The organism is Ornithinibacillus caprae (genome assembly GCF_009728145.1).
Classification (GTDB): domain Bacteria; phylum Bacillota; class Bacilli; order Bacillales; family Amphibacillaceae; genus Ornithinibacillus; species Ornithinibacillus caprae.
In genome coordinates this window covers 31,063-44,621 of sequence record NZ_WOCA01000005.1, presented here as the reverse complement: position 1 = coordinate 44,621, position 13,559 = coordinate 31,063, and the positions used below count along the sequence as shown (strand labels likewise).

Below are 13,559 nucleotides of genomic sequence, written 5' to 3'. Positions count from 1 at the left end.
ACTGTTAACGTTAAGATGCTTTTGCTTTTTCCTGTTCTTTTTCTTCTTTTGCTACTTTGAGGAATTTGTTTGTTTCATAAACAACTACACCTGACAACCCTAAAAGTCCAATTAAGTTAGGGATTGCCATTAATGCGTTCATAATGTCTGATATTCCCCATACTACGTCTAGTGTTTGGACAGCACCAAACATAATAGCAGCAACGAAAATTACGCGATAGATTGGAATTGCCTTATCATTGAATAAGTATGCGAAACATTTTTCACCGTAGTATGACCAACCAACAATGGTTGAAAAGGCAAAGAATACAATTCCTAGTGTTACAATATGGCCACCAGCATCACCTAAGAATGCAGCGAATGAAGCAGATGTTAATGGCCCACCTTCTAGTCCACTTCCAGCAAGGTCTGCCATAACAATAGTAATACCTGTGATGGAACATACGATGATTGTATCAATGAATACCTGTGTCATTGATACAAGTGCTTGTCGTCCAGGATAGTCAGTTTTAGCAGCAGCTGCAGCAATCGGTGCAGAACCTAAACCAGCTTCGTTAGAGAATACTCCACGTGCTACCCCGTAACGAATTACAGTACCTAAAATACCTCCACCAAGAGCGCTAGCAGTAAATGCATCTGTAAAGATTAAACTAACTGCAGCAGGTACGAGATCAAGGTTCATAATTATAATGATTAATCCACCAATAACATAGAATAAAGCCATAATCGGAACGAAAAATGCAGTAACCCTACCGATACTTTTAATTCCTCCAAGAATAACTAATGCGGCTAATCCTGTTAGCATAAGACCAGTCACCCATGTAGGTACATTAAAGGAGCTATTTAATGCATCTGATACGGAATTAGATTGAACCATATTTCCAATTCCAAAAGCTGCACAGGCACCAAATATAGCAAATAATACTCCTAGCCATTTTTGCTTAAGGCCATTTTCCAGGTAATACATCGGTCCCCCGGACATCTCGCCTTTACTGTTTTCAACACGATACTTAACAGCTAATAATGCTTCGGCATATTTTGTTGCCATACCGAAGAACGCGGTAATCCACATCCAAAATACTGCACCAGGTCCACCGAGAACAACTGCAGTTGCTACCCCAACTATATTCCCGGTTCCTATCGTGGCGGCCATAGCCGTACTTAATGCTTGATAATGACTGATGTCCCCCTTTGATTTTTTGTCTTGTCGTTTTGGGCTAAATGCTAATTTAAGTGCGTAGGGCAACGTCTTAAATTGCAAAAAGCCTAAACGAAGTGTTAAGTAAATACCTGTTCCAACAATTAATATTAATGTTGGAGGTCCCCAGACAAAATCGCTAATTGCTCCTAGTATATCGTTCATTACTCTTCCCCCTTTTAAATTGTACTATATTAAATATTTCGAATATTACATGAAAAGTCAAGCCTTTTTTAAAGATTTTCCGAAATCAGAAGAAATTTCACATAGTTGGTAAGATAGGGAAAGACATGAAAAAAACACCATTTTACTTAAAGATCATCCGCGTTTTGATTATAATGAAAAGGAAAGGTGGTAAATATTCAATGATTCGAGTTCTATTTATATGTTTAGGCAATATTTGTAGATCACCAATGGCAGAGGCTGTATTTCGAGATCTTGTAATAAAAGAAAATTTGGAAGGCAAAATAGAAGTAGATTCAGGTGGTACAGGTCATTGGCATGTAGGTAATGTCCCACATGAAGGTACTAGAGCATTATTGGATCAAAATAAGATTGATTACCAAGGTATTACTGCTAGGCAAGTAAAAGAAAGTGATTGGGAAGAATTTGATTATCTGATTGCAATGGATGATCAAAACATCGAAGATTTAAATCGGATTCAAATAGGTAATGATACCGTCGTTGCTAAGTTAATGGATTTTGTCGATGAACCGGAAACTAAAAATGTACCTGATCCATATTATACTGGGAATTTTGATTACACGTATCAGCTTGTTTCAGAAGGCAGCAAGAAATTATTAATGTATATTCGCAACAAACATAACATATAAAAGGAGAGGAATGTTAATGGGTAGACGTAGATTATTAGCAAGTATTGCAATAGGAGCAGCAGTAGGCGGGTTAACTGCATTATTTGATAGAGATACACGTATTTATACAAAAGATAAGCTTAAAACAATGACAACACAGACATCTTATTGCTTAAGGCATCCGTCAGAAACGGTTCATAATGCAAGAGTTGTTTTCGAGCAGTTCAATAAAACTTTTACCTATCAGGTTGAAAATGCAGTTAATGCATTAGAACAAGTAGAAAATACATTAGATCAAGTTACGAAAAAACGGATCGAATAAAAATAGATAGTTGAAGGTGAGGAAACATAAATGAAGCAAGTTGTAGACTTTTTAAAGCAGCTATACAAACGGATCATAGAAGCGGATGTTTTTGGTTTAGCTGCACAACTTGCCTATTTCTTCTTGTTATCGCTTTTTCCTTTTTTATTATTTTTCATTACGCTTATCGGTTATTTACCGTTTAGTGAAAAAAGCCTAATGAATATGGTTGCAGCAGTAGCACCTGACGAAACGATGGAGCTAATAAATACAAATCTTAACCAATTAGCAAATTCTCAAAATGGTGGTTTATTATCTTTAACGTTGATTGGTACGCTTTGGGCAGCGTCAAATGGTGTTAATGCGATTATGAGAGCATTTAACCGAGCATATGAAGTTGAGGAAAATAGATCTTTCATCATTTCTAGACTCATTGCAATTATATTAACTATTGGGATGGTTATGGTTATTGTAATTGCCATTATTTTACCGGTTCTAGGAAGAATGATTGGGCATTATATATTCTCTCTATTTGGACTTACAGAGGACTTTTTAAGCTTTTGGGAAATGCTTAGATGGGTTATTTCTTCCAGTGTGTTTTTCATCGTATTTCTTTTCTTATATAAACTAGCACCAAATAAACGAATATATTTTAGAAATGCTATATGGGGTGCGCTTTTTGCAACAATTAGTTGGCAGTTGGTTTCCTTTGTATTTTCTTTTTATGTAGAAAATCTCGGAAATTATTCTGCGATGTATGGGAGTCTTGGTGCTGTTATTGTATTAATGATCTGGTTATACATGTCAGGTGTTATTATTATAATTGGTGGAGTACTAAATGCTGTAATTCGAAAAAACAAATTAAATAAGCATGAAAAATAGCCCCTGGATGAGGGGCTATTTTAATAATCTTAGTCCATTTAAAATAACTAGTATCGTACTTCCTTCATGACCGATGACACCTAATGGTAAATCAATGACTTGGAAAAAGTTCGATAGTATTAAGATGACAATCACACTTAAAGAAAAGTAAATATTTTGTTTTACAATGCGATTCATTCGTTTTGATAGATTGATAGCATTTGTAATTTTATCTAGATTATTTTTCATTAAAACCATATCAGCAGTTTCAAGTGCTACATCCGTTCCTTCGCCCATAGCAACGCCTAAGTTAGCAGTTGCTAATGCAGGTGCATCATTAATTCCATCGCCGACCATTGCTACATTTTTGAAATTATTCTTTAGTTCTCTTATATGTCCTACCTTTTCTTCTGGGAGGCAGTTTGCAATATAATCGTCAATGCCAGCTTCCTCCGCAATAGCCTTAGCGGTAATTTCATTATCACCTGTAAGCATGATGGTGTGGACACCATTTTCTCGTAGTAGTTTTATAGCCTGTTTTGTATCTTTTCGAATCGTATCCTTTAATCCGAAAACAGCTACAATTCTATCCCCTTTTTTAGCGAACACTACCGTTTTTCCTTGACTAGCTAATGTTTCTAGTATTCCATTATAAAATACGTTAGCCTCTTCTTTTCCAACAAAATCTGGTTTGCCAATTCTCCATGTTTGATTATTTACTTTGGCACGAACCCCATTACCGCCAATGGTTTTCATATCATCTACAGTTACTGGAATAGTGTTCATTTGTGTACTACTAAAATTAGTTAATGCTTGAGCAAGTGGGTGAGTTGATTGTTTTTCAATAGCACCGACTGTTGCTAGAATTTCATCTTGGTTAACTTGATCATCGTAGAATGCATCCGTTACAGTAAGTTTTCCGTTTGTTAGTGTCCCGGTTTTGTCAAAGGCAATGGCATTTACATGACCTAAATTTTCAATGTGCAACCCACCTTTAAAAAGAACGCCTTTTCTTGCGCTATTAGAAATAGCAGATAAGGTTGCAGGCATAATTGATGCAACAAGTGCACAAGGAGAGGCTACTACAAGTAGAATCATAGCTCTATAGATGCTTTCAGACAATGTCCATCCAAATATGAGATATGGTAAAAACATCATAATCGTTACTACAATTAAAACGACCTTTACATACGTACCTTCAAATCGCTCGATAAATAATTGGGAAGGCGATTTTTCTTCTTGTGCTGATTGCACCAATTCTATTATCTTCTGGAACATTGTTTCATTTGCTGGCTTTGTTATTTTAACCTGAATTGTTCCATCTAAGGCAACCGTCCCAGCTAATACATCATTTTGCTCATGTTTATTAATAGGAATGGATTCTCCGGTAATGGCACTTTCATCTATAGCTGTTGTTCCATGGACAATCGTTCCATCAGCTGGTATACGCTCACCAGCACGTACTTGTATCATATCGTTAATCTGTAGCTCAGAAACTGGTACAATTCTTTCTTGCCCATTTTCTATTAACAGCGCTTCCTCAGGTTGTAGATCCATTAAGGAAGAAATTTCTTTATTACTTTTATTCATGGTGTAGGTTTCTAATGCTCCAGATAAGGCGAAAATAAAAATGAGGATGGCACCCTCTGTCCAGTATCCGATGATTGCAGAGCCGATTGCAGCAAAAATCATAAGCATTTCCACATTTAATTCTTTGTTTGTAATTGTATCTTGAATACCTTCCTTCGCTTTTGCATAACCTCCTATGATGAAAGCTAATACATGTAAGATCACCCAGAGAGGCTGTGATATAGATTCAGCTAAGAGCCAGGTTACAAGGATAATAAGACCGCTTAACAGAGCGGCAATTAGCTCAATGTGAGGAAGTATGCGACGAAACATATTACTAATACGCATCGGTGATTTATGGTAAGACTCTAGTGCCCCTGTATTTAAACTCATTTTCAATACCTCCAATTTAATTGAGAATAATAATCATTTACAAAAGGATGATACATAAATATAAAATAGGTTTTTACTATGTTTATGTTTCTTTTTATAATAATTATAATTTAGTATGTATTATAATTTTATCATGGTTGTTATCGATGTCAAGATAAAGTTTTGGTTTCACGTGCAAACTGTACTATATCTGTATCACTATTATATTTTTCAAAAAGATACAGATATAAAATTGTTTTATAATTAAATATAAACTGTTATAATTAATTATGGAAAATTTATATAACAATAATAAAAGGGGGATTCATCATGAAGAAGTTAATACTCTTCTTAGGTTTACTTGTATCAATGTTAGTTTTGGCAGCTTGTGGTACTGCTGAAGAAAATGATGGGGCAGAAAATGAGGAAGTCGAAGATAAAGTATGGGCTGATATTCAGGAAAGAGGAGAAATTGTTGTTGGAACTGCAGGAACCCTGTTTCCGGCGTCGTACTACCCAGAAGATTCAGATGAACTAACTGGTTATAACGTTGAAGTATTCAGAGAAATTGCAGATCGATTAGATGTAGATATAAAGTTTGAAGAAATGGCATATGACGCAATGCTTTCTGCTTTGCAAAGTGGTCGTGTAGATATTATTCAAGCGGGACCTCGTGAGGAAAGTAGAGAAAAGTTTGCATTTAGCGAACCAGTAAAATACTCTTACGTAACTATGATTGTACGTGCAGATGACCTTTCTGGAATAGAAACCTTAGAGGACCTAGAAGGTAAAGTTGCTGGCGGAGCTGCAACTACAGTATATAGTGAAATAGCAAGAAAATATGGTGCAGAAGTTAAAACTTATGGAAATGTAACAAATGACGCATACTTACGTGATGTTGCTAATGGCAATACAGATGTAGTCATCAATGATTATTATTTACAAAGTTTAGCATTAACAGCTTTTCCAGAGTTGAATATTACACTTCATCCAGATTTAAAGATGCATCCTACTACGAATAATGTTGTAATGAAGAAAGAGGCAACTGTATTACTTGAAAAGATAAATGAAATAGTTGCAGATATGAAAGAAGATGGAACGCTTACGGAACTATCAGCAGAATTCTTTGGTGGTTTGGATGTTTCTAAAGAACCAGATGAAGAAATCATTGAAATTGAAGGCATTGAGTAATTAGGTGTAAGTAAATGTTTGGATTTCAATTTGATGACGTTCAATTACAATATCTATTTGATCCGGAATTAGCTTGGAAAAGTATCCCTTTTCTATTAGAAGGGATACCAATGACACTACTAATAGCTGTGATCGGAATGGGAATTGGTTTATTTTTAGGTTTATTCTTAGCGTTGGCTCGGGGTTCTGATCAGATTGTTCTTCGTTGGCCAGCGAGGGTGTATATCTCATTTATGCGTGGAACTCCTATGTTGGTTTTCTTATTTCTATTATATTTTGGACTGCCAACTATTGGTCTTAAATTAACTGCAGTTGTGGCAGCCACTCTTGGATTTGGTTTGAATAGTGCTGCTTATATAGCGGAAATTATTCGTTCTGCATTAAACAGTATTGACAAAGGACAGTGGGAGTCTGCAAGAGCCCTAAATATGGGATATTGGTATACACTAAGAAAAATTATATTACCTCAAGCAACTAGAATCGCAGTTCCACCACTTACTAATGTGTTTATGGATATTGTAAAAGCAACATCACTTGCAGCGATGATTACAGTTCCTGAGCTTTTTCAAAAAGCTCAAATTGTTGCAGGAAGAACATTTGACTCTATGACCATGTACATTTTGGTTGCTTTAATTTATTGGCCAATCTGTATAGTAATTTCTTATATGCAAGATCGTTTAGAAAAACGATATAGTAGGTATATATAGAAAAAGGAATCAGGCATTGTCCTGATTCCTTTTGTTATTCTTCCAGCTAAAGCGCCCAACGACTAGTGGAGGTACTATTCCTTCCGCTTTACTGGCCGAAAGAATGTTCAATTAAAACTGTGGCAACATTGAACCACCCGCTTTGAGGGGGAGCAGATCGTACAAACGGGCACTTACGCTTTTGTTACTTCCGCTATTTCAGTATTCTCTTTTCTAAATACTAACGCTAGTAAGATAATGGATAATACAAATACTATGACATAGAAAAACGACAAGTTAGGGAACAGCTGTAGAAACAAGCCACCTAAATAAGGACCACTAATACTACCAAAGCTAAACGCAACCCCGCACATGATATTGCCAGCTGGCAGTAGGCTTTTTGGTAATAAATCCGTCATATAGGAAATCCCGAGTGAAAATAAAGAGCCTACGAACATACCTGCTAGCGTGAATAGGATGAATAAAGCAACCACTGATGTGTCATAAAAAGCTGCGCATAAGAATGTGAATAAGCCACCAGTTAATACAAATAATAATATGTTTCGTCTCCCATAACGGTCACTTAGCATCCCTAATGGTAATTGAGAAATTAGGCTACCGGCAGCAAAGCAAGGAATAATTAATGACAGCATATCTACCTCATGACCAATCCTTAACCCATAAATCGGAAATATGCCATGTAGAATTGCTTCTAAAAAGCCATAACCAAATGGAGCGAGTAGGGCAATCCAAGCAATTTTCCCTGTTTGGATAAATCGTTTGAATGAACTGGATGAATGGGTAACCGTATCAATTTCTTCTTCATCATCAGGCCAGCTATTTCTAACGAATAATAGCAAGGACCATACAATTAAACTTAGTACAGCAGAAACGATAAAAGGAAATGCTTGGCTGACTGATAGAAGTCTTGTCATCAATGGGCCGATTGCAAATCCTAATCCGAAAAACATTCCATATAATGCAATACTACGACCTCGTGTTTCTTTTGCTGCAGTTGTGGTAATCCATGTCTGCGTTCCAAAATGCAGCATATTATCGCCAATTCCTATCGTTACCCGTAATATAAACCAAAACCATAATGCTTCCCATAGTGGAAACATGGCTAACGATACAATTACGAGTAGTCCCCCAATTGCAATTACCGGTTTAAAACCAAATTTTTGCATTGGTTTTTCCATGAATGGTGAGGCAATTAAAACCCCTATGTATAAACCTGTTGCATGTAAGCCATTTACAGAGGAAGGTACACCATTTTGTTCTAAAATGATTGCTAATAATGGTAATAGCATTCCCTGTGAGAATCCAGAAATGGTTACGAGTGCAATTAGTATCCAAAAACGAACTCTAGTTGAAACCATTATGATCCTCCTATCATGATAAGTTCACTCCTTTCAATTTAAATTGTTTTGAGGGAAAGGTCAATTTAAACAATCCTACGTATAATATTTATTTGGGAGAAAAAACTAACTCAAAAAGAAAGGAGTGTCACTATGAAAAAGAATAGCCGTTTTGGGGTATCTTTTATCGTATTTACTATACTTGTATTAATGCTTCCGGTCATTAGTTTTGCTGAAGAAAAGGAAGGGGAAGCTGAAGAAAAAAAGGAAGAAAAAGATGATTTCAGTATTCCTAGTCATGTGTTAAACATATCAAAAGAAAATACCTATCCTAATTCAACAGAAGATGAAGAAATAATTGAGCCAAGCGACTTAACTAAGGAATTAATTGATGGTGTAGATGTACCGATTGAAAATCCTAACTTAATCAAAATGTTAAATGAAACAACATTAAGTCCATCTCCAATTGCTTTTGGTTACCGTGGTTCTGTTTTTTTAGGACGTTGGCCGTTAAATTATCAGTCATCTGAAACTACGGTAAATTGGGAGTTTCAACCGATTAATACAAATGAGTTAAATAACTTAGGTGGAGATAGTAATCAAAAGTTAAATTACAACCAGCAAGAACAAAAGGAAATAAAAGGAGCACTAACAAGTAAAATTACCAATCCAAACGATGTTAAAACCATGATGTTATTAAAATCTAAAGAAAAGACGAAATTGCCGCTTTCTTATAACACAACAATTGGTAGAGGAACGAAAAAAGAAAATTCATACGGAGTTCCACCGAAAAAGTATGGAGAGTTAAAAGCATACGCGCCAGCCGTAAATGAAAAAGGGCAGGTAACGTTTGGTGAGGTGTATATTCAATTAAAAGGCTCTAAGAAGTCAATTGTTGTAAAGAATGTTACGAAGCAAGGAATCGGTGCTTGGATTCCAATTCAGGAACATGTTTCCTTCTCCTTTCAAGTAAAACAGTAAGACACTGCTATAAAAGCTCTGTGTGAATTTAAAGCTCAGGGCTTTTCTTTCATTTTTCAACCCAACAAAATATTTTTTTATAAAAAGGGGTTGATTTTATCTCTTTAGTGCTTTACTATGATAAAGTATTAAAACATAGTGATATGGAAGGGGAAGTAAAAATGGAATGGGTAGTTGTTATTTCTGTCTTAGTTATGACAGTTTTAAGTTTATTACGAGTTAATGTTATTATTGCAATTATTGCTGCTGCTCTTACTGCAGGTTTAATTTCTGGATTATCATTAGTTGATTCGATAGATATGTTAGTTTCAGGAATGGGAGGCCAAGCAAATACAGCATTGAGCTATATTTTACTTGGTGCGTTTGCTGTAGCGATTAGTTACACTGGAATTACTACTATTCTAGTAAACTATTTAATTCGCGTGCTAACAGGAAAGAAAACGATGATGTTATTAGTGATTGCTGGTGTAGCATCCTTATCACAAAACGTTGTTCCTGTACACATTGCATTTATACCAATTTTAATTCCACCATTATTAAAGCTATTTGATAAAATGCGTATGGATCGCCGTGCGGTTGCAGTTGCTTTAACGTTTGGATTAAAGGCACCATATGTCATGATACCCGCAGGTTTTGGTCTGATTTTCCACGGAATTATTATAGATGGAATGGTACAAAATGGTTCATCATTAACTGATAATGAAGCAGTTTTAGCAATGCTCATTCCTGGATCGGGAATGATTGTAGGATTATTAATTGCTATTTTTATTACGTATCGAAAAGATCGTACGGTAGCAGTTTCGGAGAGGGAAGATATCGCCTCTGAAGATAATAAAGTAGAGGTGAAATTCAATAAGAAGCATGCATTAACGATTGTAGCAATTATTGCTGCCTTAGCTGTACAGTTAGTTACTGATAATTTAATTCTTGGTGCGTTAGCAGGTTTAGTAGCTATGTTCTTATTTATCGTAGTACCATTTAAAAATGGCGATAAAATTGTCACTGAAGGTATTAGTATGATGGGAACAATCGCATTTGTAATGTTAGTAGCATCTGGATTTGGAAATATCTTAAAAGAAACAGGATCCGTGGATGCCTTAGTAGAAGCATCTTCTGGATTTTTAGCAGGGAATAAACCATTAATTGCATTTATTTTATTATTAGTTGGTTTAGTCGTTACGATGGGAATTGGTTCTTCGTTTGGTACGATTCCAATTATTGCAGCATTATTTGTTCCAATCGCTATGGCTGCAGGTTTTTCTCCGTTAGCTACTGCTACATTAATTGGGACAGCTGGTGCGTTAGGTGATGCAGGGTCACCTGCCTCAGATAGTACACTTGGACCGACTTCTGGATTAAATGCCGATGGTAAACACAATCACATTTGGGATACATGTGTACCAACCTTCTTACACTTTAATATTCCATTGTTCTTATTTGGATGGGTTGGTGCGATAATCTTATAGTGCATAATATGAAAGGTTATGGGGGAGAGTAAGAAAGCAGATAGGTGGGTTGATATGAATAGGAAAAGAAGCATTATATTAATCACTTTTATGTTCTTACTATCTTTCTCCATAAACCAAGCAGATATTCAGGCGAAGGGTTATGGTTGGGGATTTAAGAAAAACCCTAACCACGAAATACCTGACGTCGGAAAATATCGAGATATACTTAAACAGTATGGTGCTTATTATGTTGATGAGTCTGGAGAAAAAAATGTCTACTTAACATTTGATAATGGATACGAACAAGGCTACACAGAAGAAGTGCTTGATGTTCTGAAAAAGGAGAATGTCCCAGCAGCTTTTTTTGTTACTGGCCATTATGTATCGAGTCAGCCAGAGCTAATAAAAAGAATGGTGTCTGAAGGACATATCATAGGTAATCACTCATATCATCATCCAGACTTTACTATTGTAACCAAGGATGTTATGAAGAGAGAGTTAGAAAGCCTTGAAAAAGCTGTAGCAGATATATCTGATCAAAAGGATATGAAATATTTACGTCCGCCAAAGGGGATGTTTAATGAAACAACGTTACAATGGTCTAATGAATTAGGCTATATCCATGTGTTTTGGTCATTAGCGTTTATTGATTGGAACACCCATTCCCAACGTGGCTGGCAATTTGCATATGATCAGATTATGAAACAAATTCATCCAGGAGCGATTATATTGCTCCATGCCGTTTCTGAAGACAATGCAAAAGCATTAGAACATTTAATTAAAGGCTTGAAGGCAGAAGGCTACACTTTTAAAAGCCTAGATGATTTTGTAATAAAGGATAAAATTCCACAAGAAATATATGGTTATTAAGTCGATGAGATTTTCATCGGCTTTTTTTATGGAGAGCATTAGGACCTGTTCTACCTTCGAATTCTACATCAATAGTTGATCAGTTGGAATCATCACCTAATGAACAATAATATACTGTATAATCATTTTAAATTTTATAAATATTTGCTATACTGTATGTTAAATAAAAGTTAGGAGTTGATAGAATGAAGCGAGAAGATCTAATTGCTCCACATGATTATAACATCGTAAAAGAGGTTGAAAAATTTGCGAAGATAGCTCCAGCTAGACATGCGTTAATATGGAAGGATGATTCCAGTAATTCACGCGAAATTACATATGCTCAGTTACTGAAAAATGTAAATAAAATTGGGAACGCTTTCTATAGTAGTGGATTAAAAAAAGGCGACAAGATCCTAATAATGATCCCAAGACTGATCGAGGCTTATGAAGTCTATTTAGCTGCATTAAAAACTGGAATAATTGTGATTCCTAGCTCTGAAATGCTAAAAACAAAGGATTTACAATATCGGGTAAGTCATGGTGAAGTAGATGGTGTTGTAAGTTATTATCCTTTTATCGAACAATATAAAGATTTACAGGAATATGATCAGTTAAAGAAATTTGTTGTAGGAAAACCAGTAGACGAGTGGTTATTTTTAGATGGACTTATGGAGGATGCTAGTGAAGAATTAGAGACGGCTGAAACTACGCGTGACGACATTGCATTTGTATCCTACACATCTGGAACGACTGGTAACCCTAAAGGTGTAGTTCATACACATGGATGGGGATTTGCTCACTTACAAACGGCTCCTGAAAATTGGCTATGCATCAAGGAAGGGGATAAAGTATGGGCAACAGCTGGGCCTGGATGGCAAAAATGGATTTGGAGTCCGTTTTTATCTGTTTTAGGAACTGGAGCAACAGGCTTCATCTATCATGGAAAATTTGATCCGAAAAAGTATTTAAGTCTCTTACAGGATCATGATATTAATGTGCTATGTTGTACACCGACTGAATACAGGTTAATGGCCAAAGTAGATACATTATCCGAATATAAACTGTCTGAGCTTCACAGTGCTGTCTCAGCTGGGGAACCGTTAAATGTTGAAGTTATTGATACATTTAGAAAGTATTTTGATGTAACAGTTAGAGATGGATACGGTCAAACAGAAAATACATTATTATTGGGTGTCATGAAAGATATGGAGGTTAAACCTGGGTCTATGGGGAAACCAACTCCTGGTAATGACGTCGAAATCATTGATGAATTTGGTGAACCAGTAGGCGTAAATGAAATAGGAGATATTGCTGTTAGACTGAACAGTCCAGCCTTATTCCGCGAATACTATAAAGATCCAGAGCGTACTCAGATGTCAAGACGTGGTGATTTCTATATAACAGGGGATCAAGCACGTAAAGATGAGGATGGCTACTTCTGGTTTGAGGGGCGACGAGATGATATTATAATTAGCTCTGGCTATACGATTGGACCTTTTGAAGTTGAAGATGCCTTAGTCAAACATCCTTCCGTACAGGAATGTGCTGTAGTTGCTAGTCCTGATGAAATTCGGGGAAGTATCGTAAAAGCATTTGTCGTGTTAAAAGAGAATGTCGATAAAGAAGATCCTAGTCTGATTAAAGATCTACAAGACCATGTGAAGGAATTGACAGCACCATATAAATATCCAAGAGAAATTGAATTTTTGAATGAACTACCAAAAACAACATCAGGTAAAATAAGACGTGTGGAATTAAGACAACAGGAATTATTGAATAAATAAGTATAGTAGAAGCCTCTGTCCGATGGATGGAGGCTTTTTATTTTTTATTGGATGGGGTTGGGGGTTGGAGTTAGTCCATGTGATTCAGCGAAATTTTAATTTTTTCAGCATATTGGAGTGCTTTTTCAGCGAAATTATGAATAATT

12 protein-coding genes are annotated in these 13,559 nt (G+C 35.9%); 9 read left to right on the top strand and 3 right to left on the bottom strand.

Translation table 11 applies throughout. The annotated features are described in order from the left end of the window. Positions 1 to 10: 10 nt before the first annotated feature. Complete coding sequence (locus GMD78_RS08210; protein ID WP_155668348.1) at positions 11 to 1,363, bottom strand: alanine/glycine:cation symporter family protein; 1,353 nt, start codon at positions 1,361 to 1,363, stop codon at positions 11 to 13. Between the two features lie 200 nt (positions 1,364 to 1,563). Between GMD78_RS08210 and GMD78_RS08205 the strand changes: the two genes are divergently transcribed. Genes GMD78_RS08205 through GMD78_RS08195 form a run of 3 tightly spaced genes read left to right on the top strand, consistent with a single transcriptional unit; the run spans position 1,564 to position 3,193 of the window. Next, entirely contained in the window at positions 1,564 to 2,031 is a 468-nt protein-coding gene (locus GMD78_RS08205; RefSeq protein WP_155668347.1) for a low molecular weight protein-tyrosine-phosphatase, read from the top strand. A 16-nt stretch (positions 2,032 to 2,047) separates the two neighbouring features. Next, entirely contained in the window at positions 2,048 to 2,332 is a 285-nt protein-coding gene (locus GMD78_RS08200; RefSeq protein WP_155668346.1) for a YtxH domain-containing protein, read from the top strand. Positions 2,333 to 2,362: 30 nt separating this feature from the next. Next, positions 2,363 to 3,193 (top strand): YihY/virulence factor BrkB family protein, encoded by an 831-nt coding sequence (locus GMD78_RS08195; protein ID WP_155668345.1) that lies wholly within the window; start codon positions 2,363 to 2,365, stop codon positions 3,191 to 3,193. Between the two features lie 15 nt (positions 3,194 to 3,208). Here the strand turns inward: GMD78_RS08195 and GMD78_RS08190 are convergent, their stop codons facing one another. Then, the gene (locus tag GMD78_RS08190) at positions 3,209 to 5,134 is read right to left on the bottom strand and encodes a heavy metal translocating P-type ATPase (RefSeq protein WP_155668344.1); all 1,926 of its coding nucleotides are present in this window, start codon (positions 5,132 to 5,134) and stop codon (positions 3,209 to 3,211) included. Positions 5,135 to 5,443: 309 nt separating this feature from the next. Here GMD78_RS08190 and GMD78_RS08185 point away from each other — a divergent pair, with 309 nt between their 5' ends. Together GMD78_RS08185 and GMD78_RS08180 are read left to right on the top strand one after the other, a co-directional pair. Continuing rightward, positions 5,444 to 6,304, top strand: coding sequence for a transporter substrate-binding domain-containing protein (locus tag GMD78_RS08185; RefSeq protein ID WP_155668343.1), 861 nt, complete (start codon positions 5,444 to 5,446; stop codon positions 6,302 to 6,304). A 14-nt stretch (positions 6,305 to 6,318) separates the two neighbouring features. Further along, the gene (locus tag GMD78_RS08180; protein WP_155668342.1) at positions 6,319 to 7,011 is read left to right on the top strand and encodes an amino acid ABC transporter permease; all 693 of its coding nucleotides are present in this window, start codon (positions 6,319 to 6,321) and stop codon (positions 7,009 to 7,011) included. Between the two features lie 173 nt (positions 7,012 to 7,184). Here GMD78_RS08180 and GMD78_RS08175 read toward each other — a convergent pair whose 3' ends face one another. Continuing rightward, on the bottom strand, positions 7,185 to 8,369 hold the full coding sequence (locus tag GMD78_RS08175) for an MFS transporter (RefSeq protein WP_155668341.1): 1,185 nt from the start codon (positions 8,367 to 8,369) through the stop codon (positions 7,185 to 7,187). A gap of 132 nt (positions 8,370 to 8,501) precedes the next feature. On the opposite strand from GMD78_RS08175, the gene GMD78_RS08170 reads away from it, so the two are divergent. The 4 genes from GMD78_RS08170 (at position 8,502) to mbcS (ending at position 13,413) form a co-directional block, all read left to right on the top strand. After that, entirely contained in the window at positions 8,502 to 9,329 is an 828-nt protein-coding gene (locus GMD78_RS08170) for a YfkD famly protein (RefSeq protein WP_155668340.1), read from the top strand. Positions 9,330 to 9,490: 161 nt separating this feature from the next. After that, the gene (locus tag GMD78_RS08165) at positions 9,491 to 10,795 is read left to right on the top strand and encodes a Na+/H+ antiporter family protein (protein ID WP_155668339.1); all 1,305 of its coding nucleotides are present in this window, start codon (positions 9,491 to 9,493) and stop codon (positions 10,793 to 10,795) included. A 54-nt stretch (positions 10,796 to 10,849) separates the two neighbouring features. Next, complete coding sequence (pdaA, locus tag GMD78_RS08160) at positions 10,850 to 11,647, top strand: delta-lactam-biosynthetic de-N-acetylase (protein ID WP_155668338.1); 798 nt, start codon at positions 10,850 to 10,852, stop codon at positions 11,645 to 11,647. Positions 11,648 to 11,832: 185 nt separating this feature from the next. Next, a complete protein-coding gene (gene mbcS, locus GMD78_RS08155; RefSeq protein ID WP_155668337.1) occupies positions 11,833 to 13,413 on the top strand; it encodes an acyl-CoA synthetase MbcS in 1,581 nt (526 codons plus the stop codon). The last annotated feature ends 146 nt before the right edge of the window (positions 13,414 to 13,559 follow it).

What these genes read in the sequence shown, in the direction of transcription:
- GMD78_RS08210 (WP_155668348.1), bottom strand. Translation starts at nt 1,363, where the DNA reads ATGAACGATATACTAGGAGCAATTAGCGATTTTGTCTGGGGACCTCCA.
- GMD78_RS08205 (WP_155668347.1), top strand. Translation starts at nt 1,564, where the DNA reads ATGATTCGAGTTCTATTTATATGTTTAGGCAATATTTGTAGATCACCA.
- GMD78_RS08200 (WP_155668346.1), top strand. Translation starts at nt 2,048, where the DNA reads ATGGGTAGACGTAGATTATTAGCAAGTATTGCAATAGGAGCAGCAGTA.
- GMD78_RS08195 (WP_155668345.1), top strand. Translation starts at nt 2,363, where the DNA reads ATGAAGCAAGTTGTAGACTTTTTAAAGCAGCTATACAAACGGATCATA.
- GMD78_RS08190 (WP_155668344.1), bottom strand. Translation starts at nt 5,134, where the DNA reads ATGAGTTTAAATACAGGGGCACTAGAGTCTTACCATAAATCACCGATG.
- GMD78_RS08185 (WP_155668343.1), top strand. Translation starts at nt 5,444, where the DNA reads ATGAAGAAGTTAATACTCTTCTTAGGTTTACTTGTATCAATGTTAGTT.
- GMD78_RS08180 (WP_155668342.1), top strand. Translation starts at nt 6,319, where the DNA reads ATGTTTGGATTTCAATTTGATGACGTTCAATTACAATATCTATTTGAT.
- GMD78_RS08175 (WP_155668341.1), bottom strand. Translation starts at nt 8,369, where the DNA reads ATGGTTTCAACTAGAGTTCGTTTTTGGATACTAATTGCACTCGTAACC.
- GMD78_RS08170 (WP_155668340.1), top strand. Translation starts at nt 8,502, where the DNA reads ATGAAAAAGAATAGCCGTTTTGGGGTATCTTTTATCGTATTTACTATA.
- GMD78_RS08165 (WP_155668339.1), top strand. Translation starts at nt 9,491, where the DNA reads ATGGAATGGGTAGTTGTTATTTCTGTCTTAGTTATGACAGTTTTAAGT.
- pdaA (WP_155668338.1), top strand. Translation starts at nt 10,850, where the DNA reads ATGAATAGGAAAAGAAGCATTATATTAATCACTTTTATGTTCTTACTA.
- mbcS (WP_155668337.1), top strand. Translation starts at nt 11,833, where the DNA reads ATGAAGCGAGAAGATCTAATTGCTCCACATGATTATAACATCGTAAAA.